This window comes from Bradyrhizobium sp. SZCCHNR1002 (assembly GCF_032381435.1).
Lineage (GTDB): Bacteria > Pseudomonadota > Alphaproteobacteria > Rhizobiales > Xanthobacteraceae > Bradyrhizobium > Bradyrhizobium aeschynomenes.
The window spans coordinates 281292-302869 of record NZ_JAUHIS010000006.1 but is presented as its reverse complement, the minus strand read 5'-3'; the positions used below and the strand labels follow the sequence as shown (position 1 = coordinate 302869).

General features: G+C 65.4%; 23 protein-coding genes. 10 read left to right on the top strand and 13 right to left on the bottom strand.

Annotation, left to right across the window (positions count from 1 at the left end; translation table 11 throughout):
- Positions 1-878: 878 nt before the first annotated feature.
- Positions 879-1451, bottom strand: a complete 573-nt coding sequence (locus QX108_RS26415) for a TetR/AcrR family transcriptional regulator (RefSeq protein WP_315785725.1) — start codon at positions 1449-1451, stop codon at positions 879-881.
- A 132-nt stretch (positions 1452-1583) separates the two neighbouring features.
- Between QX108_RS26415 and QX108_RS26410 the strand changes: the two genes are divergently transcribed.
- Positions 1584-2000 (top strand): 4-oxalocrotonate tautomerase, encoded by a 417-nt coding sequence (locus QX108_RS26410; protein WP_315718789.1) that lies wholly within the window; start codon positions 1584-1586, stop codon positions 1998-2000.
- Positions 2001-2160: 160 nt separating this feature from the next.
- Here QX108_RS26410 and QX108_RS26405 read toward each other — a convergent pair whose 3' ends face one another.
- Complete coding sequence (locus QX108_RS26405; protein ID WP_315785721.1) at positions 2161-3903, bottom strand: PAS domain-containing methyl-accepting chemotaxis protein; 1743 nt, start codon at positions 3901-3903, stop codon at positions 2161-2163.
- 71 nt (positions 3904-3974) lie between these two features.
- Entirely contained in the window at positions 3975-4148 is a 174-nt protein-coding gene (locus QX108_RS26400; RefSeq protein WP_315785718.1) for a hypothetical protein, read from the bottom strand.
- A gap of 191 nt (positions 4149-4339) precedes the next feature.
- On the opposite strand from QX108_RS26400, the gene QX108_RS26395 reads away from it, so the two are divergent.
- Positions 4340-5353: an AraC family transcriptional regulator gene (locus QX108_RS26395; protein WP_315785715.1), complete on the top strand. Its 1014-nt coding sequence runs from the start codon at positions 4340-4342 to the stop codon at positions 5351-5353.
- Positions 5354-5480: 127 nt separating this feature from the next.
- Here the strand turns inward: QX108_RS26395 and QX108_RS26390 are convergent, their stop codons facing one another.
- Positions 5481-6539, bottom strand: a complete 1059-nt coding sequence (locus tag QX108_RS26390) for a hypothetical protein (protein WP_315785712.1) — start codon at positions 6537-6539, stop codon at positions 5481-5483.
- 374 nt (positions 6540-6913) lie between these two features.
- Here QX108_RS26390 and QX108_RS26385 point away from each other — a divergent pair, with 374 nt between their 5' ends.
- Positions 6914-7132, top strand: a complete 219-nt coding sequence (locus QX108_RS26385; protein WP_172133252.1) for a hypothetical protein — start codon at positions 6914-6916, stop codon at positions 7130-7132.
- A gap of 37 nt (positions 7133-7169) precedes the next feature.
- Here QX108_RS26385 and QX108_RS26380 read toward each other — a convergent pair whose 3' ends face one another.
- The 4 genes from QX108_RS26380 to petA form a co-directional block, all read right to left on the bottom strand.
- Positions 7170-7844, bottom strand: coding sequence for a dienelactone hydrolase family protein (locus QX108_RS26380; RefSeq protein ID WP_172110839.1), 675 nt, complete (start codon positions 7842-7844; stop codon positions 7170-7172).
- Between the two features lie 327 nt (positions 7845-8171).
- Positions 8172-8504 (bottom strand): YnfA family protein, encoded by a 333-nt coding sequence (locus tag QX108_RS26375; RefSeq protein WP_315785707.1) that lies wholly within the window; start codon positions 8502-8504, stop codon positions 8172-8174.
- Positions 8505-8590: 86 nt separating this feature from the next.
- Positions 8591-10663, bottom strand: coding sequence for a cytochrome c1 (locus QX108_RS26370; protein WP_315718783.1), 2073 nt, complete (start codon positions 10661-10663; stop codon positions 8591-8593).
- 62 nt (positions 10664-10725) lie between these two features.
- On the bottom strand, positions 10726-11256 hold the full coding sequence (gene petA, locus QX108_RS26365; protein WP_311975694.1) for a ubiquinol-cytochrome c reductase iron-sulfur subunit: 531 nt from the start codon (positions 11254-11256) through the stop codon (positions 10726-10728).
- A 282-nt stretch (positions 11257-11538) separates the two neighbouring features.
- On the opposite strand from petA, the gene QX108_RS26360 reads away from it, so the two are divergent.
- From QX108_RS26360 to QX108_RS26335, 6 genes are all read left to right on the top strand, one after another.
- Positions 11539-12024: a tRNA (cytidine(34)-2'-O)-methyltransferase gene (locus QX108_RS26360; RefSeq protein WP_315785703.1), complete on the top strand. Its 486-nt coding sequence runs from the start codon at positions 11539-11541 to the stop codon at positions 12022-12024.
- Positions 12021-12653 (top strand): 7-carboxy-7-deazaguanine synthase, encoded by a 633-nt coding sequence (queE, locus tag QX108_RS26355; RefSeq protein WP_315718781.1) that lies wholly within the window; start codon positions 12021-12023, stop codon positions 12651-12653. Before QX108_RS26360 ends, queE begins: the two co-directional genes overlap by 4 nt.
- 16 nt (positions 12654-12669) lie before the next feature.
- Positions 12670-13038 carry a 6-pyruvoyl trahydropterin synthase family protein gene (locus tag QX108_RS26350; protein WP_257166161.1) on the top strand — a complete coding sequence of 123 codons (369 nt, stop codon included), beginning with the start codon at positions 12670-12672 and terminating at the stop codon, positions 13036-13038.
- A gap of 104 nt (positions 13039-13142) precedes the next feature.
- Complete coding sequence (hemF, locus tag QX108_RS26345; protein WP_315785699.1) at positions 13143-14030, top strand: oxygen-dependent coproporphyrinogen oxidase; 888 nt, start codon at positions 13143-13145, stop codon at positions 14028-14030.
- A 31-nt stretch (positions 14031-14061) separates the two neighbouring features.
- Positions 14062-14787: an HAD family hydrolase gene (locus QX108_RS26340; RefSeq protein WP_315785696.1), complete on the top strand. Its 726-nt coding sequence runs from the start codon at positions 14062-14064 to the stop codon at positions 14785-14787.
- A gap of 210 nt (positions 14788-14997) precedes the next feature.
- Positions 14998-16923 carry a diguanylate cyclase gene (locus QX108_RS26335; RefSeq protein ID WP_315785689.1) on the top strand — a complete coding sequence of 642 codons (1926 nt, stop codon included), beginning with the start codon at positions 14998-15000 and terminating at the stop codon, positions 16921-16923.
- Between the two features lie 11 nt (positions 16924-16934).
- Here the strand turns inward: QX108_RS26335 and QX108_RS26330 are convergent, their stop codons facing one another.
- Both QX108_RS26330 and QX108_RS26325 read right to left on the bottom strand, forming a co-directional pair.
- Complete coding sequence (locus tag QX108_RS26330) at positions 16935-17711, bottom strand: TSUP family transporter (RefSeq protein WP_315785686.1); 777 nt, start codon at positions 17709-17711, stop codon at positions 16935-16937.
- A gap of 251 nt (positions 17712-17962) precedes the next feature.
- Entirely contained in the window at positions 17963-18163 is a 201-nt protein-coding gene (locus QX108_RS26325) for a hypothetical protein (protein ID WP_315785683.1), read from the bottom strand.
- Between the two features lie 170 nt (positions 18164-18333).
- Between QX108_RS26325 and QX108_RS26320 the strand changes: the two genes are divergently transcribed.
- Entirely contained in the window at positions 18334-19314 is a 981-nt protein-coding gene (locus QX108_RS26320; protein ID WP_315785680.1) for a GTP-binding protein, read from the top strand.
- Between the two features lie 84 nt (positions 19315-19398).
- Here QX108_RS26320 and QX108_RS26315 read toward each other — a convergent pair whose 3' ends face one another.
- From QX108_RS26315 to QX108_RS26305, 3 genes are read right to left on the bottom strand one after another with little or no spacing between them, the layout of a single operon-like run.
- Positions 19399-20652, bottom strand: coding sequence for a CCA tRNA nucleotidyltransferase (locus QX108_RS26315; RefSeq protein WP_315785676.1), 1254 nt, complete (start codon positions 20650-20652; stop codon positions 19399-19401).
- Positions 20649-20912, bottom strand: a complete 264-nt coding sequence (locus QX108_RS26310) for a DUF6111 family protein (protein WP_315718771.1) — start codon at positions 20910-20912, stop codon at positions 20649-20651. The genes QX108_RS26315 and QX108_RS26310 overlap by 4 nt, the downstream gene beginning before the upstream one ends.
- Complete coding sequence (locus QX108_RS26305; protein ID WP_409998556.1) at positions 20909-21571, bottom strand: CoA pyrophosphatase; 663 nt, start codon at positions 21569-21571, stop codon at positions 20909-20911. The genes QX108_RS26310 and QX108_RS26305 overlap by 4 nt, the downstream gene beginning before the upstream one ends.
- Positions 21572-21578 lie beyond the last annotated feature (7 nt).

Below are 21578 nucleotides of genomic sequence, written 5' to 3'. Positions count from 1 at the left end.
GGAATTTGCCGAGGAAACGCCACACAGGACCAACCGGAAGCCGCCGCTGCGTGGCGGCCCCTCTGCGATCGAATGTCAAATGAATCGCACCGGCCACCTTTTACAAGGTGCGCCACCAGAGACGGGCTGGGCGGACAGGGGTGCTCATGACGCGGAACTGACCACGGCGGGAGGCCGTGGTCAAGGGCGGCGGGGACACAGGTGGGGACGCCGCTGGTGCTTCCGCGGTCGTCACTCCGCTCATCAGGCCGGTATTGAAGCCGAGAAGCAAAGCCCTGCTGATTTTCACCGGCGTCATGCCCGCGCAGGCGGGCATCCAGTATTCCACCAGCGCTGCGGCTCATGTCGATGGGCCTCGGCGTACTGGATCCCCGCCTTCGCGGGGATGACAGTTGAACATGGAGAAGCATTCTCGCGACACACGGCCCGAGTCATGATCATCAACACCGCCCTCTCCAAGTCGAGGGCGCAGGGAAGGCCGGGCATCGGCTGATGCCCGTGGCCCGCCTGCAGCAAAAAAGCAGGCGGCAGTCACCACAGGTCAGCCGGACGACCGGCCTTCCCTGCGCGATGGTCTGACGGATTATACGCATTCTCCCCGGGGACCGGGCTGTCTTGCCCCCGTGACCGGCGGATCATCATCACCACCAGCGTAGCCTCAGCGTCGGGAGGCCAGGACCATGCGACTTCACCGTGCGCGCCCGCCGTTCGTCCGCACGGCAGGAGCCATGCTGCGACGTGACGCGCCCACCGCATCTCCACCCCGCGTCTCGTGACGATCGCGATACGGCGTGCTGGGGTCGACGTGGATGCCCGGGACGAGCCCGGGCATGACGGAGTAACTAACTGGCAGGATCGTTCGTCGCAGCCGTCCCGTCCTACAGCAGCCCGCGCGCGGCCTGCTTAAGATGCGCGGCAATCGCGTCGCGGGCTTCGGGTGAGGCGACGCTGCGGGCCATCGTCACGCCGCCCGAGAGCAGCGCCATCAGCGCCCAGGCCTTTTGCAGCCGGGCGTCGTCGCTCGCTCCCTGGAGCCCTGTTGCGATCTGCCGGGCGACCCGGTCGAGCGCGGCACCGTAGCTGGCCCTGATGGCCTCGCTGGCGCGGGTGACGTCCGGGGTCAGGCTCTGCAGGCCGCAGCTCGCATCCAGCGCGCAAGTGAGGCGCTCACCGAGATAGAAGGCGATGAAGGCCTCGGCCCAGCGGGCGCCCTGCTCCGCCTGAAGGGCTGCGATGCCCGCTCTGAGATCCTCGAGCCCGGCCAATGCGGCGGTTTCGAACGCCGCGTCTTTCGATTTGAAATGACCATAGAACGCGCCGGAGGTGACGCCGGCCTCCTTGGCCAGAGCGTCGACGCCGATCCCGCCATAGCCGAGCCGACGAAATCCGCGCCCCACGGCCTCCAGCAATTTTTCCCTGGCTTCCTGCTTGTGCTCGGCACGGTACCGCATCTGGCGTCCTTCATAGCGATCGTTATTTTACGATTGACCAATAACGATCGTTATTCTATTGAGAGATCACGGTCGTTATATAATGACCGCCGGCCCGCGGACAACCGCCACAGGGCGAGCACAGGAGGAGTCATGCCGATCAGTCTCACACTCACCGACGGCGTCATCGCCGCCGACAAGGCGCCGATCGCGGTCGCGCGGATTACGGAATCATTCCTGAGACATCATGGTCTCGCAGGAAACAGACTCATGACCGCGAACGTCACGGCCCATCTGAACATCCTGCCGAAGGGCCAGACCTTCGCCGGCGGCCAACCGGTCGATGGCGCCTGGATCGAGACCAAGACGCCGTCGTTCGCGCTCGCCAGCCACGACATCCAGACGGCGTTCTTCGGTGAAGCCACCGACATTCTGCATGACCTCTCCGGCGGGACGCTGGCCAGGGACCGGATCTGGTCCAACGGCGTCCATGCCGTCGACGGCAGCTGGAATCTGAACGGCAGGCCGATGACCAACGAAGCGCTTGTGGCGGCCGTCACCGCGGGCTGACGCCAGGGAGATATCAAGGCAGGCGCGGCCGCTACGGCATCGTGCGGTAGCGGCCCGCTTTCAGAAGCGCATTGATCACGCGATCGAGCTCTTCCGCCTGCAGGAAGGGCTCAAGGTCGCCGCCGCCGGGCAACCAGTTCCGGCTGCCCCGCGCTGCAGCTCAGGCCGCGGCGCTGGTCGCCAGGGCCTGGGCCTCGGCGGCGGCGCGGGCCATGCTCGAAGACATTTCGTTCGTCACCGTGCTCTGCTCCTCGACCGCGGCCGCGGTCGAGGTGACGTATTCGCTGACATTGGTGATCGCCTGCTTGATGGAGCCGAGCGCCGTCACGACGTCTCCGGAGATGCCGGTGAGGTTATCGATTTCCTGGGCGATCTTGTCGGTGGCCTGCTTGGCCTGGTTGGCGAGGCTCTTGACCTCGGATGCGACCACGGCGAAGCCGCGGCCGGCTTCGCCGGCGCGCGCGGATTCGATGGTCGCGTTCAGCGCCAGCAGATTGATCTGCCCGGTGATGTTGTTGATCATCTCGACGATGCCGCTCATGGCCTGGGCCGCGTCCGAAAGGCGCTGCGCCTGGCCATCCGCGGCCGCGACCTGCCCCACGGCCCCGATGGCCGTCTCCCGCGACTTGGTCATCGCTTCCGAAATCTCGCGCACCGACGCATTCAGCTCCTCCGAGCCGGCCGCGACGGATTCCATCATCGCACGGACACGCTCGTTGCCCATCCGCACCAGCACCTGGCGGGTGACGTCGGTTGCGTACTTCACCACCTTGAACGGCTTGCCGTTCAGGTCGAGGATCGGGTTGTAGGACGCCTGGATGTAGACCTCCTTGCCGCCCTTGCCGATCCGCTTGTATTCGGCGGCCTGATATCGACCCCTGTTCAGATCCGCCCAGAACTCACGATATGCGGCGCTCTCGCGTTCCGACGGCTCGACGAACATGCTGTGGTGCTTGCCCTTGATCTCGGCCAGGGTGTAGCCGAGCGCATGCAGGAAATTGTCATTGGCTGAGATGATCGTCCCGTCCATGTTGAACTCGATCACGGCCTGCGACTTGCCGATGGCATCGATCTGCCCGGCGAGATCGGCGTTCCTCAGCTTTTGCTCGGTGACATCAGTTGCGAACTTGACGACGCCGAACGGCTTGCCGGTGGCGTCGAGCATCGGGTTGTAGGTGGCGAGAATCCAGACCTCCTTGCCGCCCTTCCCGATCCGCTTGTATTCACCGCTTTGATAGGCGCCGCGGTTCAGGGCCGCCCAGAACTCGCGATAGGCCGCGCTGTCGCGCGCCGACGGCTCCATGAACATGCTGTGATGCCGGCCCTGGATCTCGTCGAGACGGTAACCCAGCGCATCGCAAAAATTCTGGTTGGCCGTCACGATGGTGCCGTCGAGCTTGAACTCGATCACGGCCTGGGCGCGATCGATGGCCTCGATCTTCGAGGCGTCGGCCATGCCGCGCAGCTTCTTGGCCGTGATGTCGGTGGCGAATTTCACGACCCTCACCGGCTTGCCATTGTCGCCGAGAACAGGGTTGTAGGACGCCTCGATCCAGACCTCACGGCCGTCCTTGGCGATCCGCTTGAACTCGGCCGCCTGGAATTCGCCGCGGTTGAGCGCCGCCCAGAACTCGCGATAGGCCGCGCTCTCGCGCTCCGCCGGGGACACGAACATGCTGTGGTGCTTGCCCTGGATCTCCGCGAGACGATATCCCAGCGCATCGCAAAAATTCTGGTTCGCGGTGATGATGGTGCCGTCGAGATTGAACTCGATCACGGCTTGGGAGCGGCTGAGCGCATCGACGATCGCCTGCGCGTGACCCTTGGCTGAACTGCGGCCGAACGTTTTCTCTTCCTCGATCGGGCGCTTCCAGTTCCGGCTCGGGGGGCGCCGCGTCAACATCCCGAGCCTCGCAAGCTCAGGGGGCGATGAAGCGGCTGGCAGCGCGCTTCGACCCGGAGCGGTTAGGGACCCTATTTGAATCGATTTATCGAAATATTTGTCCGATCTCCGACAGAATGGCCAAATTTTGCCGTCGCCATTAAGTCGATGGAAATCAACATCCCGCCCGTCTGCCGGTTGAGCTGCAAAAACGGTACGCTGATGCAGCGCATGATGACCGCCAGCCCCGCAAAAGGCAGGCCCATTCACTCGCGGTCCCTGTCTTGATCAGGCCAGTAAGACTACGGAGACACAGAGTCACACCATGGAACATTGCGGCTCCTTGACTCGGATTCACGAAACGCCGACCTTCCTCAGCATCGCCTTTCGCAACGGCTCGGATTTGCAATCAAGCGAAGCCGGCGTCTCGTGAGGTCAAGGACCAGGCGGGGACTGATTGCGCGACCTCTCATATCTCGATCGCTATCCGCTGTTTCGATCACGAGACAGCGAGTTCGTGCGCGATCACATGATCCGCGTCTACGGCGTCGACCGTTTCGAAAGCCACGACGCCAGTTTCGGCGCCGAAGCCAACCTCGCGCAGCTGAAGGTCACGGGCCTCGCGTTCTGTGGATATGATGGTGCGACGTCGGTTGCGTTTCCGGAATCGACGATCATCAGGCAGTTCTTTTCGATCCGGGGAACGGCAAGGTATCGGCTCGGCGGCGTGGATCACACGATTGCGGCGTGGAGCCCCCTCGTATCCGGACATTCGAAGCTGGATCTCGAATTTCCAGCAGGTTATCGCCAGCTGGTGCTGAGGGTCGAGGCCGCACCGCTGCAACGCCTGCTGCAGGCCATCCTTGGCGACGACGGCGATCGCGCATTGAGCTTCGAGGACGACGACACGCCGGACCCGACGGTGATGGGCTTCGTTCGCCAGGATGTCTTCAGGGCCGCGGACGAGTTGCAGAAATTCGGGCAGAACTACTCCCCCGTGGCGATCACCGAGCTCGAGCGAAGCCTGATGACCCGGCTGCTACTGGCTCATCGGCACAATTTCAGCAACGAACTGCACATCGCCCCGCCGCGCGCCAACCGCGCCATCGTCGACCTCGTCGAGTCGTATATCGAGGCGCATTGGGACGAGCCGCTCGACATGCAGAAGATCGCCGCCATGACCCATGTGAGCGTGAGGTCGATCTTCCGGGAGTTTTCGGAAGCAGGACGGGGATCGCCGGGCCAGTTCGTCAAGCGCGTGCGACTGCGGCGCGCGTCGGAGCTGCTTGGAATGCCAGATGAAGCCACGAGCGTTGTCTCCGTCGCCTTCAAATGCGGCTTTGGCAATCTTGGCCGGTTCGCCTCGGATTATCGCAGCGCAATGGGCGAGCTGCCCTCGGAGACGCTGCGAAAGGCGCGCAGCAGGCAGGGACATCCCGCCACGGACGATCTCGATTCCAGCGAGTCGTAGATCATGATGCGTTTCGGCGGAAACGCATCATGATCTTATCTCTTTTTGTTTGAGCATGATCTTTCGGAAAACCGGTTTCCACTTTTCCGGATCATGCTCTAGCGGCGCCAGGCCCCTGCCCGGCCGACTACGCCTGCTCCGCCGGCTTCTTCAGCCCCAGCTCGGCAAACTTCAGCTCCGTTGCCACCACCGCGCTCTCATACACCTCGCCGCGCTCGACGAAGTAGTTGAAATAGCCGGCCGGCGTCTCCGGCTGGATCTCGACCAGGTCGACGCTCTTGTATTTCGGATCGGTGATGACGCCCGCCGCGATCAGGTCGTTGATGCGCTTGAGCGCGTCGACCTCGGCCTTGTAGCCGACCGAGAACCACATCTCGTACGTCCAGTCCTGCACCTCGAACCAGTTTTGCGGCACTTCACCCTGCCATCCCCCAGCGAGCGGGCGGACGGCGAAGATGCGGTCGAAGCCGTGCAGCTCGGAGACGATGCAGGCGCGGTGATAGGCCCCGTCCATCTGTCCCTCGGGCAGCTTGGCGAAGCCGTACAGCGACAGCCACAGCGCCGCCTTGATCGCCTCCGGCGTGATCGGGCGTATCGTGCGCTCGGCCGAAACGTCGGAGGCGTAGCGGCGGTCGCGCTTGGCCGCCGACTGCCGCGCCTTTGCGCCATGGGCGTTGGGAATCGACTTCTCCGAGGGCAGCAGCGCCCGCGCGGCGTCGTTGCCATAGAGGCAGCCGGTGCCGGTCTCGGGATCGTAGGTGTTGAACACGACGCCGATCGGGGTGCCGTTCAGCGTCTCCGCGGCGTGCATGAAATCAGCCTCGCTGCGCACCGGGACATATTGCTGGGCCGGCAGCAGCCGGTCGGCAATCACGTTGAACGGTCCGTCGCGCCAGTCCGGCCACGAGACGAACCGCGTCAACGCCTCCGCATAGGCCGGCCGAAACACACCGGGATAGCCGAACATCACGGTGCGCAGCTGCGAGGTGGGATCACGGAGACGATCCGAAGAGATCAGCTGGTCGCGCAGGTCCAGCCCCTGCAACCACGCCGACAGCACCAGGATCTGGCCAGAGGTCGCCGTGACCAGATCGGGGGTGACGCCCCAGGCGCGGGCGGTGTCGAGGAAGCCGGCGCCATGGGCGTTCAAGCCGCCCAGCCCGGCCAGCGCAAAGGCCACACGCACGGCTCTCTCCGTCAGCATAAGGACCTGATGATGCTACCTCAGATTGCTTTTGCAATGCAACGGGGCAGCCCCCACCGTTCGTCTTGCGAACACGCGGCAGCGCCTGCGAACATGATCACCGGGCGAATCCCCGCAAATCAACGGTGATTCGCGGGCATATGACGTCGGCGAGAGGCGAAAAAAAACTGCAGCTGCCGGCTGTGACCGCCATCACAACCTCATGTTGCGCGCGTGCGCACAGCCGTTTTCACCTATCCGCGGTTGCTCTGAGCCCAAAAAGTTACATAACTTGGCTCGGCACGAGGGCAACACTGTTGTCAATCTGCAATAGTGTGGCAATGATTGGTTAACCATATTGAATTACCTTGGTTAACATGGCTCGCGGCAAACAGCCTTCCGTGTCGCATGCGCTCCCGAAGCAGCAGACGCTGCTCGATTGCTTCCTCGAAGCGCAGGCGAAGAGGACGAAGCGTCGACGGCGCTCCGCCGACGGGGCGGCCAGCGCGGTCTCTGCGGATCCGACGAACAACGGTTCGGTCGGCGACGAGACTGAGCCCCTGCCGACCGACGCCGAGACCGCCCGCGCGGTCTGACCCGCGCGGTTCGGTCGTTCGGCGCGAATCCCTCAGATCATCCGAGATGCTTGTGGAAGAACGCCGTGGCGCGGCCCCAGGCGAGTTCGGCCGCGGCGCGATCGTGCACCGTCATGCGCTGCTCGTTCACGAAGGCATGCTCGGCGTCGTAGCGATACAGCTCGAGCGATTTGCCCGCGGCTTGCATCGCTTTCTCGAAACCGTCCACCAGCGCCGGCGTGCACCAATCGTCCTTGTTGGCGAAATGCGCCTGTAGCGGAATCTTGACGTCGGCGGGCTTGGCCGCCTGCTCCGGCGGAATGCCGTAGAACACCACGCCGGCGGTGAGCTCGTCGATCCGGGTGGCGCCGATGATCGTCACCGCGCCGCCGAGGCAGAAGCCGGTGAGTCCGACCTTGGCACCGTTGCGCGCCAGATATTGCGCGGCGCCGCGCACGGTCTGGGTGGTCGCATCCATGAAGTCGAGCGAGTTCATCTCGCGCCCCGCGGCGTCCGTGTCGTGATACGGCACCACGGTGCCCTTGTAGAGATCGGGCGCCAGGGCATTGAAGCCGGCCAGCGCGAAGCGGTCGCACATCCCCTTGATCTGGTCCTGCAGGCCCCACCATTCCTGGATGACGACGACGCCCGGCGCATCGGCCTTTGCCGCCTTGGCGAGATAGCCCTTGGCCTCCTGGCCGTCGGGGCGCTTGAAGCTGATCAGGGTGCCCATGTGGTCCTCCGTCGTTTCTGATTGGGAATTGGGCATGCGGTTTACCGCAAATCCCGTGACGGTGCGACAACAGGCGCGCCAGCTTCGCTCGAACGTGAGCGCAGCGGCCGTTCTCCCCTGATACTCGGTCATTCCGGGGCGCCCGAAGGGCGAGCCCGGAATCCATAACCACGACTGACGATGAGGATCCGGAATCGGCGTGACGCTGTTCTTCGCCACGTGCCGGCCTGTGGATATGGATTCCGGGCTCGCGCTCCGCGCGCCCCGGAATGACGGAGAGAGTGCGCTTGTGGCTCGGAAGCTTCCGGCTGGAGGCGGCTACGCGCACTACACCGGCATCGCGCGCGGCGCGAACAGGATCACGGCCATACCGGCGAGGCAGATCAACGCGCCGGTGACGTCCCAGACATCCGGGCGATGGCCTTCGACCAGCCAGCCCCAGAGCAGCGCCGCGGCGATGTAGATGCCGCCATAGGCGGCATAGGCGCGGCCGGCGAGCGGGCTGTCGGCGATGGTGAGCAGCGCGGCGAATCCGGCCAACGCGGCGATTCCAGGCAGCAGCCACAGCGGCGACTGGCCGAGGCGCAGCCAGGACCAGAACGCGAAGCAGCCGGCGATCTCGAGAACGGCGGCGCCGGCGAAGGCCAGCAGCGAGGACATCCGGTGAACTCCCCTATGACGGCTTCGCTCGGGCAACAAAAAAGCCCCCGGAGGGGCTTTTCCGTCGCGTCGACTCGTTGCGCCGCTCAGTGCGCGGCGGCCCAGACACGCTTCTTGGTGAAGTACATCAGGCCGGCGAAGATGATCAGGAAGATGAAGACCTGGTAGCCGAGGCGCTTGCGGGCTTCCATGTGCGGCTCGGCGGTCCACATCAGGAAGGTCGCGACGTCGTGGGCGTACTGGGCGACGGTCGTGGGCGAGCCGTCGTCATAGGTCACCTGGCCGTCCGAAATCGGCTTCGGCATCTTGATCGCGTGGCCGGGGAAGTACTTGTTGTAGTACGAGCCTTCCGGAATGGTCACGCCGTGCGGCGGGTTGTCTTCATAGCCCTGCAGCAGCGCGTTGATATAGTTCGGGCCCTGCTCCTGGAACTGGGTGAAGAAGTCGATGATGAACCAGGGGAAGCCGCGCTTGTAGGAACGGGCCTTGGCGATCAGCGACAGGTCGGGCGGAGCGGCGCCGCCATTGGCGGCACGCGCGGCCTGCTCGTTCGGGAACGGCGACGGGAAGTAGTCCGCCGGGCGGCCCGGACGCTCGAACATGTCACCGGCGTCGTTCGGACCGTCCTTGACCTTGTACTCGGCCGCAAAAGCCGCCGCCTGGGCCGGCGAGTAGCCGGGACCGCCGGGCTCGGCGAGGTTGCGGAACGCCACATATTGCAGCGAATGGCAGTTCGAGCAGACTTCCTTGTAGACCTTGAGGCCCCGCTGCACGGCGCCGCGATCGAAGGTGCCGAACGGACCGGCAAACGACCACTTGGCCGACGGCGGGTTCTCCTGCCCTTCGCTGGCACGGGCGTCGCTCATGCCGCCGGCGAGCAGCGACACCGCCGCGACCAGCGCGATCACCGTCGAGACCATCGGCGCCGCCTTGCGGCCGGACTTCGCCAGCACGTCGTCGGCGATCGAGTTCGGCAGCGGCCGCGGCGTCTCGATGCGGGCGAGCAACGGCAGCACGATCAGGAAGTAGGCGAAGTACAAGACCGTCAGGATGCGGCCGAGCACGACGTAGACGCCCTCCGGCGGCTGGGCGCCGAGATAGCCGAGGCCGATGCAGACGATGAAGAAGATCCAGAAGAACTGCTTGCCGAGCGGCCGGTACTTGTTCGAGCGGGTCTTGGCCGAGTCGAGCCAGGGCAGGAACACCAGCACGATGATCGCGGCGAACATCGCCACGACGCCGGCCAGCTTGTTCGGAATCGAGCGCAGGATCGCGTAGAACGGCAGGTAGTACCATTCGGGCACGATGTGCGCCGGCGTCACCGCCGGGTTGGCCGGAATGTAGTTGTCGGCCTCGCCGAGATAGTTCGGCATGTAGAAGATGAACCAGGAATAGAAGATCAGGAAGCAGGTGACGCCGAAGAAGTCCTTGATCGTCGCGTACGGCGTGAACGGCACCATGTCCTTCTCGGTCTTCGGCTCGACGCCGGCCGGGTTGTTCTGCCCGGCGACGTGCAGCGCCCAGACGTGCAGCACGACCACGCCGGCGATCAGGAACGGCAGCAGATAGTGAAGCGCGAAGAAGCGGTTCAGGGTGGGATTGCCGACGGAGTAGCCGCCCCACAGCAGGGTCACGATGCTCTCGCCGAAATAAGGCACGGCCGAGAACAGGTTGGTGATGACGGTGGCGCCCCAGAAGCTCATCTGGCCCCACGGCAGCACGTAGCCCATGAAGCCCGTGGCCATCATCAGGAGATAGATGATGACGCCGAGGATCCAGAGCACCTCGCGCGGCGCCTTGTATGACCCGTAATAGAGGCCGCGGAACATGTGGATGTAGACGGCGAGGAAGAACATCGACGCGCCGCAGGCATGCATGTTGCGCAGCAGCCAGCCGTAATTCACGTCGCGGACGATCAGCTCGACCGACTTGAAGGCGAGGTCGGCGTGCGGCGTATAGTGCATCGCCAGGATGACGCCGGTCAGGATCTGCACGCCCAGCATCATCGAGAGGATGGCGCCGAACGTCCACCAGTAGTTCAGGTTCCGCGGCGTCGGATAGGCAACGAAGGACGAGTGGACCAGGCCGATGATGGGGAGTCGCTGCTCGAACCACTTCAAGGCGGGATGGCTCGGCTGGTAGTCAGAAGGTCCACTCATGATGCGTTCCTGAAAGAATTATCTTGCACGATCGAGCTTGAGCTTGCGGGCGTAACGTCCGCTCAGCCGATCTGGATCTTGGTGTCGGAAACGAACTGATAGGGCGGGACGGGCAGGTTCAGCGGCGCCGGTCCCTGGCGGACGCGACCCGACGCATCGTATTGCGAGCCGTGGCACGGGCAGAAGAAGCCGTCGTAATTGCCTTCATGCGCGATCGGGATGCAGCCGAGATGGGTGCAGATGCCGATCACGACCAGCCACTGCTCGTGGCCGTCCTTGGTGCGCGACTGGTCGGTCGCCGGATCGATCAGGCTCGAGACCGGGACGGCGCGAACCTCCTCGACCTGCTTCTTGGTGCGGTGGGAGATGTAGATCGGCTTGCCGCGCCAGAACACCTTGATGTCCTGACCTTCGGCCACCGGCGTGAGGTCGACCTCGATCGGCGCACCGGCCGCGATGGTCGAGGCATCGGGATTCATCTGGGAGATGAAGGGCCACAGGGCGGCCACACCACCGACCGCTGCGGTCGCGCCCGTGGCGACGAATAGAAAATCCCGGCGTGTCGGATGGTCCGCAGTAGACGCTGTCACGATTCCAACCCTTTCTTCGTTGCAGCCGGTGGAACCGCCCCGCTCGACGTCGTGGGATCTCGCCGTTGGAGATCACGTGACCGGGAGATGCCTGCCGGCGCCCGCGTCCCCCGCGGCGGCAGAAAACAGCTCGTACTACCGCCCCGGTAGGAACAAGCTGTCCAGAATCGTTCTATTGGCACCCTTGCGATACGAGCGCAAGCCCGCTATCGGCCCCGCAGCACGCCATGCACCAATTCCCGCTGGCGAAGCGGACTTTCCGCATCATCCTTAAGACCAATTCGCATGCAGATCGCGCTCTATCAGCCCGACATTCCGCAGAACACCGGAACGATTCTACGCCTGTGCGCCTGCCTCGGGCTCGCGGCCCACATCATCGAGCCCGCGGGCTTTCCGGTGTCGGACCGCCATTTCCGGCGCGCCGGCATGGACTATCTCGACCAGCTGGAATGGCGGCGCCACGATTCCTGGAGTGCCTTCGAGCGCTGGCGGGCGGCGGCCGGCCATCGCCTGCTGCTGCTGACGACCAAGGCCACGACGTCCTATCTGGACGTGACCTATCGGCCGGACGACATCCTGCTGCTTGGACGCGAGAGCGCCGGCGTGCCCGACACGGTGGCGGAGGCGGCCGATGCGCAGCTGCGCATTCCGCTCAAGCCGGGGCTGCGCTCGCTGAATGTCGCGATGGCGGCGGCGATGGCCGCCGGCGAGGCGCTGCGCCAGGTTGGACATTTCGTCCAATTGCAATCTGACCAAGGAGAGAAAGCGTGAGCTACGCGGTGAAGGAAATCTTCATGACCCTGCAGGGCGAAGGCGCCCAGGCGGGGCGAGCCGCCGTGTTCTGCCGCTTCGCCGGCTGCAACCTGTGGAGCGGCCGCGAGGCCGATCGCGCAACTGCGACGTGCCGGTTCTGCGACACCGACTTCGTTGGCACCGACGGCACGCTGGGCCGACGGTACGACAGCGCCGCTGATCTCGCCGCCGCGATCGCCGGGCAATGGACAGGCGGGGCGGCCTCCCGCTATACGATCCTCACCGGCGGCGAGCCGCTGCTGCAGGTCGATGCCGAGCTGATCGCCGCCCTCCATGCCCAGGGCTTCGCCGTGGGGATCGAGACCAACGGAACGCTCATTCCGCCCGATGGGATCGACTGGATCTGCGTTAGCCCCAAAGCCGGGGCCGAGCTGAAGCTCCGGCAGGGTCATGAGCTGAAGCTGGTCTATCCGCAGGATGGCGCCGAGCCGGAGCGTTTCGAGGGGCTCGCCTTCGAGCGCTTCTCGCTGCAGCCGATGGACGGGCCGGAGGCCGCGGCGAATACGGCGCGCGCCATCGATTACTGCCAGCATCATCCGCAATGGCGGCTCAGCCTGCAGACACACAAGATGATCGGCATCAGATAGGATTGTGACTGAACCGATGTGGGAATTGACCAAGTCTTTCACCTTCGAGGCCGCGCATACGCTGCCGATCACCACGCTCGGCGAGGCCAGCCAGGAGATCCACGGCCATTCCTTCCGCGCCGAGGTCACGGTGCGCGGCGCCACCACCAATCCGGAGACCGGCATGGTGGTCGATTTCGGCGTGCTGACGCAGCGCCTGGGCGAGATCCAGGCCATGCTCGACCACAAGTTCTTGAACAAGATCGAGGCGATCGGGCTGCCGACCCTGGAGAACCTGTCGCGCTTCATCTATGAGCGCGTCCGCTCCATCGGCCACGTCACCAAGGTCAGCGTCCACCGCGACAGCTGCCGCGAGACCTGCACCTATTTCGGTCCGCAGGACTGATCGATTGTGGTAGGACCTCACCTGCAGCGACAACACCGCTGTCACTTGCGACTGTCATGGAGTCTTGACAGCGCGGTGAGCGCCAACGTGCCAGGGGGACGTCCATGACCACTGCCGCCATCGAGGATCGCAAGGCCCGCGCCCGCGCCTGGTTCGAGAGCCTGCGCGACCAGATCTGCGCGGCGTTCGAGCGGCTCGAGGACGAGGCGCCGGCCGAGCTGTATCCGCGCGCGCCCGCCCGCTTCGTGCGCACGCCCTGGGAGCGCACCGACCATGGCGGCGGACATGGCGGCGGCGGCGTCATGAGCATGATGCACGGCCGGCTGTTCGAGAAGGTCGGCGTGCACTGCTCGACCGTGCATGGCGAGTTCGCGCCGGAATTCCGCAGCCAGATCCCCGGCGCCGCCGAGGACCCGCGGTTCTGGGCCTCCGGCATCTCGCTGATCGCGCATCTGTGGTCGCCGCATGTGCCGGCGGTGCACATGAACACCCGCTTCGTCGTCACCACCAAGGCCTGGTTCGGCGGCGGCGCCGATCTCACCCCGGTGCTGGATCGCCGGCGCACCCAGGAGGACCCGGATACGGTCGCCTTCCACGCCGCGATGAAGAGCGCCTGCGATGCGCACGCGGCCGTGGCCCCTTACGACAAATACAAGAAGTGGTGCGACGAGTACTTCTATCTGCCCCACCGCAAGGAGCCGCGCGGCATCGGCGGCATCTTCTACGACCACCACGACTCCGGCGACTGGGAGGCCGATCTCGCCTTCACGCAGGCCGTCGGCCGCGCCTTCCTGACCGTCTATCCGGAGCTGGTCCGGCGCAATGTCAGCGCTGAATGGACCGACGCCGACCGCGAGGAGCAGCTGATCCGCCGCGGCCGCTACGTCGAATTCAACCTGCTTTATGACCGCGGCACCACATTTGGGCTGAAAACCGGTGGCAATGTGGAGTCCATATTGTCGTCGATGCCGCCCGAAGTGAAATGGCCCTGAAACCCTGGTTTGATTGACCCGTAAGCTTGATATGACCACCGCCCTGCCCCGCGCCATGCTGATCGACATGGACGACACCATCCTGTCGGCCTATGGCCGACCCGAGATCGCCTGGAACATCGTCGCCACCGAGTTCGCCGACGAGCTTCAACCGCATTCGTCCCAGGCGGTGGCGGCCGCGATCCTGGCCTCGGCGCGCAGCTTCTGGTCGGTCGCCGGCGCCGAGTGGCGGATGAAGCTGATCCAGGCGCGCCAGGAGGTGGTCAAGCGCGGCTTCGCGGCGCTGGCGAGCCACGGCCCTGCCCTGCCAGTCGAGCTTGCCGTTCGGGTTGCCGACCGCTTCACGGCCTATCGCGACGAGCAGATGTTCGTCTTCCCCGGCGCGCATGAGGCCATCGACGAATTCAAGGCGCGCGGCATCAAGCTCGCGCTGGTCACCAATGGCGAAGCCGGGCAACAGCGCGCCAAGATCGAGCGCTTCGCGCTGGCGCACCGCTTCGACCACATCCAGATCGAGGGCGAGCACGGTTTCGGCAAGCCGGAGGAGCGCGCCTATTGGCACGCGATGGAGCGGCTCGGCGTCGGCCCCGGGGACACCTGGATGATCGGCGACAATCTGGAATGGGAGATCGAGGCGCCGCAGCGGCTCGGCATCTATTCGATTTGGATCGACGTCCACGGCGACGGCCTGCCCGAGGGTACTCAGGTCAAGCCGGACCGCATCATCCGCTCGCTGACCGAGCTGGTGCCGGGCTGACGCGTGTTAGCCTATTGTTCACCTCGCGCGGACACGTACCCTTAACCAGCTACACGGTTCGCCGCCGCCCCCGGAGCTCTACGGAGCCGGCGTAACCCGATGGAAATCCGTCGCGGCGTGTAGTTGCGGCGGGGCTTGGAGGGGGACAAGGCGGCCGGCCCGTGCGCGCCGCTTCGACCGATCGCAAGCCGTTGGTGCAGCATCGGTGTCATGGCTCTCAATCTGCCGCAGATCTCGTTGAGCGTGTCGATCAAGAACTCGCTCCTGACCTCCGTCTTCCTCCTGCTGCTGATCCTCGGCGGCGTATCGGTGCTGGCGACGATGCGGCTGTCTGCGTTGCAGGACGCGGTCGAGAGCATCAACCGCGACCGGCTGCCGAAGATCCGCGCTCTCGGCGATCTCGACGTCGACATCGCCCATGCTCACCTCGTCGCGATCCGTGCCGCACTGTCCACGGCGACCGAGCCGCGCGCCGCGGCCGAGCAGGAGCTCCGACGCCGTACCACCGATGTCGACGCCCAGATCGCGCGCTTCAGGGACACGATCGGCAGCGACGCGCCGATGAAGATGGCGTTCGACCAGTTCGTCAACAAATGGGACTTGTACCAGAAGCAGCAGGCGGTGATGCTCGAGCCGGAGGTCGGCGCCGATCGCGACCGCCTGGAGCACGTCGTCAACATCGAGACGCCACCGGTCTTCCAGGCCGTCGTCGACGCCATCGGGCACGGCATCAAGCTCGCCGATCATCGGGCCGACAGCGCCATCGCCGACGCCACGCTGGACGCTCAGATCTTCCGGATCGTGCTGTGGTCGGTCAACGGCGTCAGCATCATGATCGGGCTCGCCACGCTGCTGTTCGTCATTCATGACGTGTCGATGCCGATCTTCCGCATCACCGGCAGCATGGAGGCGATCGCCAAGGGCGAGCTGCAGACCGAGATCCCCTATGCCGATCATACCAACGAGCTCGGCATGATGGCGCGGGCGCTGGCTGTCTTCCGCACCAGCCTGGTCGAGAACGAGCGTCTCAACGCCGCGACCCGGACGCTGTCCGAGCTCAGCGAATGGCTGCAATCGGCGAAGTCGGAGCCAGAGCTGTACCAGATGATCTCGACGGTGCTCGGCGGCCTGATGCCGGAATGCACCGGCACCCTCTACATCTATGCCGACAGCCGCGACGTGCTCGAGGTCGCCGCCGAATGGAACGGCGCCTCGACGACCCGCTCCCTGCACCCCGACGATTGCTGGAGCCTGCGCCGCGGCCACGTCTACATCCACGGCACGAGCGAGGTCGAATTCCGCTGCGATCACGTGCATGACGAGGTCAATGAGAACTACTGCTGCATTCCGATCCTCGCCCATGGCGAGACCGTCGGCCTGCTACACGTCGAGTACAACTTCAAAGGCAACGAGACCGCGGCGGAGGCCAAGGCGCGCTTCGCCGATCGCGCCCGTCTCGGCCTCGCCTGCGCCGAGCATCTGTCGATCGCGATCGCCAATGTGAAGCTGCGCGAGGGCCTGCGCGATCAGTCGCTGCGCGATGCGCTGACCGGGCTGAACAACCGCCGCTGTCTGGTCGAGACCGCACGCCGCGAATTGCTGCGTGCCGCGCGCAGCCGCACGCCGGTCAGCGTGGTGACGCTGGACATCGATCACTTCAAGTCGTTCAACGACAATCACGGCCATGAGGCGGGCGACACCGTGCTGCGCCACATCGGCGAGATCCTCAAGGCCACGTTTGCCGACGACGCCATGCCCTGCCGTCTCGGCGGCGAGGAGTTCGTGGTGCTGCTGCCAAGCTGCGCGATCGAGGAGGCGGCGTTGCGCGCCGAGGAGTTGCGCGCCCGCGTCGAGGCCCTCAACATCAGCTATGGCGACGGCATGCTGCCGCGGGTGACGATCTCGGTCGGCGTCGCCGCCTATCCCGAGGCCGGCATCGACCTCACCGAGATCCTGCGCGTCGCCGACGGCGCGCTGTACCGCGCCAAGCACAAGGGCCGCAACCGCGTCGAACTCGCCACCGGCGGCATGGTGCCGCCGATCGACGAGATGACCAACCGGGCGGTGGCGACGCTCGATGCCATCGTTGGGCGCGCGGAGACGAGGACCAACACGCCCTCCGATCGGGTGGCTTGAGGCGGCGCTGCCTACACCGCCGGCAGCAGATGCCGCAGCGCCGACGCGATCATCACGCCGCCGCCGGTGATCACTGCGGCATCGAGGATCGCGGCGTGGATGTGCACCGGCATGCGCGCGACGAAGGCTTTTGCCAGGAAGGCGCCGGGCACCGCGACCGCGCCGATGAGCAGTGCGAAGGCCAGCACCTGCGCGGTGACGACGCCAGCGAGGCCGAACACGGAGATCTTGATGATGCCCGTCGCCACCGAGATCATCGCGTCGGTGGCGATGACCGCCGCCCCTTCGAGGCCTGCGGCCATCAGCAGCGATAGCAGGATCACGCCGGAGCCGGAGGTGCCGCCGACGAGAACACCGTAGCCGACGGCGCCGGCCGCGAGCCCGCCATTGCCGATCCTGACGTCGCGCTTGCGCAGGATACGCCGCAGCGGCACGCTCATGATCAGCATGGTGCCGATCACGAACGCCGCGCCGGTACTGGTGAGCCGCGTGTAGCCGTAGGCACCGAGCGCCGTGGTGAGCGCCGCCGCGGAGATGACGACGACCGCGCGCGCGCGGTCGACCTCGCGAAAATAAGCCCCGACGCGGCTGAGATTGGTGAGGATCGCGGAGATTGCGATGATCGGCACCACGGGCTCGGCGCCGACCATCGGCACAAGGACGAGCGGCATCAAAGCGCCGGTGCCGTAGCCGGCGAGACCACCGATGATGGAAGCAAACAAAGCGACGGAGGCGACGAGCAGGAGCTGTAGCAGCGAAATATCGGCAAAGCCTGCCAGAAAATTCATGACCATCCGTCGCGGTTGACGCGCGCCGCCGCCTGATCGGCGATCGCGGTCAGCGATGCCCCCGTGGCGCGCTCAATGCACCGGCAGCGAGGCATCCTCTGCGAGAGCCAGTCCATCGCCGAGAACCGGCGGCTCCGCAACCCCGTGCGCAATGAATTCGCGTGCATCAGGCGATCACGTCGGCGCGATGACGCACCGCTGCAACACCTCACGCGAAAGGTGACAACTCAGGCAGCCGCGGCGGCCGATCGTCAGAGTTCAGTGAAATCCCGCGCCGTGTGCTCGCCGGACCAGATCTTGTCGGAATCATAGATCCTCTCGGCGCGCTTGGGTCTGAAGTCGTTCAAGCGAACCACCTCTCCCGGTGCTCGGACCTGGACCTGGGCCTGGACGTCGGACGGCGCATCGGGAAGCCCGACGCGCCGGCTGCGGAGGATTTCGAGCTGACTCACGCGGATGCTCCTGGTATTCGTATATGTTATGTTATAACATATCACAAATCAAGCCGACGACGGAAGCACCTCGTCGGCGAGGGACCGCTCCGAGGAGCGGTCCCCACGGCCGCGCGGCCAACAGCAGTGCCGTGAACGGTCAGCGAGCTCGAGACGCCGAAAGGGACAACATGACCGCCGCGACCACACAGACACCCGTCACCGTTCTGACCGGATATCTCGGTGCGGGAAAAACCACCCTGCTCAATCGCATTCTCACGGAGCCGCACGGCAAGCGGTACGCCGTCATCGTGAACGAGTTCGGCGAAGTCGGCATCGACAACGATCTGGTCGTCAACGCCGAGGAGGAAATCTTCGAGATGAACAACGGCTGCATCTGCTGCACCGTGCGAGGCGACCTCATCAGGATCCTGCAGGGACTGATGAAACGGCGCGGCAAGTTCGATGCGATCATCGTCGAGACGACCGGGCTCGCCGATCCCGCTCCGGTGGCGCAGACGTTTCTGATCGACGACGACGTTCGCCGCAACACCAGGCTCGATGCGATCGTGACCGTGATCGACGCGCGGCATCTGCCCGGCGAGATCGACCGTGCCCACGAGGCGCAGGAGCAGATCGCGTTCGCCGACGTCGTCCTGCTGAACAAGACCGATCTGGTCTCGGAGCCGGAGCTCGTGTCGATCGAGGCGCGCATCCGCGCGATCAACCCCTATGCGGTCATCCATCGCACCGAGCAGTGCGCAGTCGATCTCGCGAAGGTCCTGGATCGAAGTGCATTCGATATCGACCGCATTCTCGCCTTCGAGCCCGGCTTCCTCGATGAGGAGCATGAGCACGAGCACGACGCTCACGTCAAAAGCCTGTCGCTGACGACCGAGCATCCGCTCGCGCCCGAGACGTTCATTCCCTGGATTCAGCAGACGGTCCAGCATTTCGGGACGGACATTCTGCGCCTGAAAGGCATCCTGCATTTCAGGGACGACCCCGATCGCTTCGTGATTCAGGGTGTTCACATGCTGCTGGACGGCGACCATCAACGCCCCTGGAAGCCCGGCGAGGCGAAGCTCAGCCGTCTGGTCTTCATCGGGCGCGATCTGCCGGACGACATCCTGCGCGAGGGCTTCCGCCGCTGTCAGACTTCAGATCACTGACATCGTCGCGGACCGGCGGGGTGGCTGCGGCCGATCCCCGCCAAACGCTGTCATGAGCGTCGCACCGGATCGCGGCGAACGGCGTCAGGTCCGTCCGTCGCGATTGACGCGGGCCGCCGCCTGATCGGCGATCGCGTTCAGCGATGCCTCGTCGAGCGGGAAGTCCGCAGCCAGCCAGGCATCCTCGGCGAGGGTGAGCACGTGGCCGAGCAGCGGCCCCTCGGCAACGCCGCGCGAAATGAAATCGGCAGCCTTCAGCGGCAGTTTCGGCGGCGTGAAACGCTGCGGCACCAGCGCCAGCTCGCGCCAGCGCTGGGCATCGGGATCGGACCCTGACCGCGCCCAGCCGAGCATCAGGCGGTCGCGATAGACGGTCTCGCCGAGACGATACAGCAGGCGCCGGGCCCGCGCCTCGTCGGCCGAGGCGAAGCGCCACCAGCGGTGGCCCATGCCGTCGAGCGCCTTGGTCTCGGCATTGGACAGCTTCAGGCGCGCGCCGAGACGACGCGCATCCTCGGTGACGGCGACCGCAAGCGCAGCAAGACGGCGGACCGGGCTCGCAGTCAGCGCCAGAGCGCGCTCGATCTCGATCATGGCCGCGAACGGGCCGAGATAGGCGACGCCGCCGAGCAGCGACGTCAGCAACCCGCCATCGGCCATCGCCGTAACAGCGCCGACCGCGCCCCCGGTGACGAGGAGCTTCAGCATCTCCATGCGCACGCGCTCGGCCGACAGTGATGCGAGACCCGCACGGCCGGCGATGCAGGCGAGATAGCCGTCGCGATCCGGCTCGCCATGGCCGAAGGCCGCATGGATGCGGAAGAAGCGCAGGATGCGCAAGTAATCCTCGGCGATGCGCTGGGAGGGATCGCCGATGAAGCGCACGCGGCGCGCACCGATGTCGGCGAGGCCGCCGACATGATCGTGCACGACTCCATCCGGACCGACCGACAGTGCGTTGATGGTGAAGTCGCGCCGGTGCGCATCGCCGACCCAGTCGCGCCCGAACTCGACCTTGGCCTTGCGGCCGAAGGTCTCGGTGTCCTCGCGCAGGGTCGTGACCTCGAACGGATGCCCTTCGAGCACCAGGGTCACGGTACCGTGCTCGATGCCGGTCGGCACGCTCTTGATGGAGGCCGCCTTGGCGCGCCGGACCACCTCCGCCGGCAGCGCGGTGGTGGCGATGTCGATGTCGCCGATGGCGATGCCGAGCAGCGCGTTGCGCACGGCGCCGCCGACCACCCGCGCTTCCTCGCCGTCGCAATTGAGCAGCGCGAGCACCCGCGCCGCCGGACCGGACGAGAGCCAGGGCGCGCTCAGCACCCGCGCGTCGGTCATTTCTCCACTCCGGGAACGAGCTTGCCGTTCTCGATATGAGCTGGCACGTAGGTCGAATGCGGCGGCGCGCCGGAGAACTCGGCGAGCAGGACCAGACTTGCAATCACCAACACCAGCGCCGCCACCGTCAATTTTGCAACCAGATGCAGAGGCCAGTTCGCCGGCACCAGCAGCCCTGCCCGGGTCGCGATCAAGAACAGCACATAGACGGCAAAAGGAATGAGGAAAATTCCGATTTCCGTCAACACGGGTCGGATCATGACAGATAGATCCGTTCGTACAACACGCGAAGGATTCCCGCGGTCGCGCCCCAGATGTAGCGCTCGGCGAACGGCATCGCGTAATAGGCGCGCTCCATGCCGCGAAACTCCTTGGAATGCAGCTGGTGATTGGCAGGGTCCATCAGGAACGCCAGCGGCACCTCGAAGGCGTCGTCGACCTCGCCCTCGTTGATCTTCAGCGAGAAGCCCGGGCGGACCCGCGCCACCGTCGGCAGAATACGAAAGCCGAAGGCCGTGCCGTAGACGTCGAGATAGCCGATCGGGTCGACGAAGCTGCGGTCGAGCCCGACCTCCTCCTCCGCCTCGCGCAACGCCGCGTCCAGCGGCGAGGCGTCGGTGACGTCGATCTTGCCGCCGGGAAAGGCGATCTGGCCGGCGTGGCTGGAGAGATTGGGCGAGCGCTGCGTCAGGAGAACCGTCGGCTCGGGGTGATCGACCACGGGGATCAGCACCGCCGCGGGGCGGATCGGCTGCTCGCGGGAAATGATCTCGAGCATGCGATCGGTGCCGGAATCTCCGCTGGCCGGAATCACGTCCGGATCAAGCAGGGCCTGCGGAACGTCGAAGCCCAACCGCTCCCGGCCACGCGCGAAGAATTCGGCCGAGCTGACCTCCGCCGCCGCAGTCCTCACCACCATGGGCTCG

What these genes read in the sequence shown, in the direction of transcription:
- QX108_RS26410 (WP_315718789.1), top strand. Translation starts at nt 1,584, where the DNA reads ATGCCGATCAGTCTCACACTCACCGACGGCGTCATCGCCGCCGACAAG.
- hemF (WP_315785699.1), top strand. Translation starts at nt 13,143, where the DNA reads ATGACCACTGCCGCCATCGAGGATCGCAAGGCCCGCGCCCGCGCCTGG.
- QX108_RS26385 (WP_172133252.1), top strand. Translation starts at nt 6,914, where the DNA reads ATGGCTCGCGGCAAACAGCCTTCCGTGTCGCATGCGCTCCCGAAGCAG.
- QX108_RS26380 (WP_172110839.1), bottom strand. Translation starts at nt 7,844, where the DNA reads ATGGGCACCCTGATCAGCTTCAAGCGCCCCGACGGCCAGGAGGCCAAG.
- QX108_RS26400 (WP_315785718.1), bottom strand. Translation starts at nt 4,148, where the DNA reads ATGGGCCTGCCTTTTGCGGGGCTGGCGGTCATCATGCGCTGCATCAGC.
- QX108_RS26350 (WP_257166161.1), top strand. Translation starts at nt 12,670, where the DNA reads ATGTGGGAATTGACCAAGTCTTTCACCTTCGAGGCCGCGCATACGCTG.
- QX108_RS26315 (WP_315785676.1), bottom strand. Translation starts at nt 20,652, where the DNA reads ATGACCGACGCGCGGGTGCTGAGCGCGCCCTGGCTCTCGTCCGGTCCG.
- QX108_RS26405 (WP_315785721.1), bottom strand. Translation starts at nt 3,903, where the DNA reads ATGTTGACGCGGCGCCCCCCGAGCCGGAACTGGAAGCGCCCGATCGAG.
- QX108_RS26320 (WP_315785680.1), top strand. Translation starts at nt 18,334, where the DNA reads ATGACCGCCGCGACCACACAGACACCCGTCACCGTTCTGACCGGATAT.
- QX108_RS26360 (WP_315785703.1), top strand. Translation starts at nt 11,539, where the DNA reads ATGCAGATCGCGCTCTATCAGCCCGACATTCCGCAGAACACCGGAACG.
- QX108_RS26340 (WP_315785696.1), top strand. Translation starts at nt 14,062, where the DNA reads ATGACCACCGCCCTGCCCCGCGCCATGCTGATCGACATGGACGACACC.
- QX108_RS26305 (WP_409998556.1), bottom strand. Translation starts at nt 21,571, where the DNA reads ATGGTGGTGAGGACTGCGGCGGCGGAGGTCAGCTCGGCCGAATTCTTC.
- QX108_RS26375 (WP_315785707.1), bottom strand. Translation starts at nt 8,504, where the DNA reads ATGTCCTCGCTGCTGGCCTTCGCCGGCGCCGCCGTTCTCGAGATCGCC.
- QX108_RS26370 (WP_315718783.1), bottom strand. Translation starts at nt 10,663, where the DNA reads ATGAGTGGACCTTCTGACTACCAGCCGAGCCATCCCGCCTTGAAGTGG.
- QX108_RS26335 (WP_315785689.1), top strand. Translation starts at nt 14,998, where the DNA reads ATGGCTCTCAATCTGCCGCAGATCTCGTTGAGCGTGTCGATCAAGAAC.
- QX108_RS26330 (WP_315785686.1), bottom strand. Translation starts at nt 17,711, where the DNA reads ATGAATTTTCTGGCAGGCTTTGCCGATATTTCGCTGCTACAGCTCCTG.
- QX108_RS26310 (WP_315718771.1), bottom strand. Translation starts at nt 20,912, where the DNA reads ATGATCCGACCCGTGTTGACGGAAATCGGAATTTTCCTCATTCCTTTT.
- QX108_RS26415 (WP_315785725.1), bottom strand. Translation starts at nt 1,451, where the DNA reads ATGCGGTACCGTGCCGAGCACAAGCAGGAAGCCAGGGAAAAATTGCTG.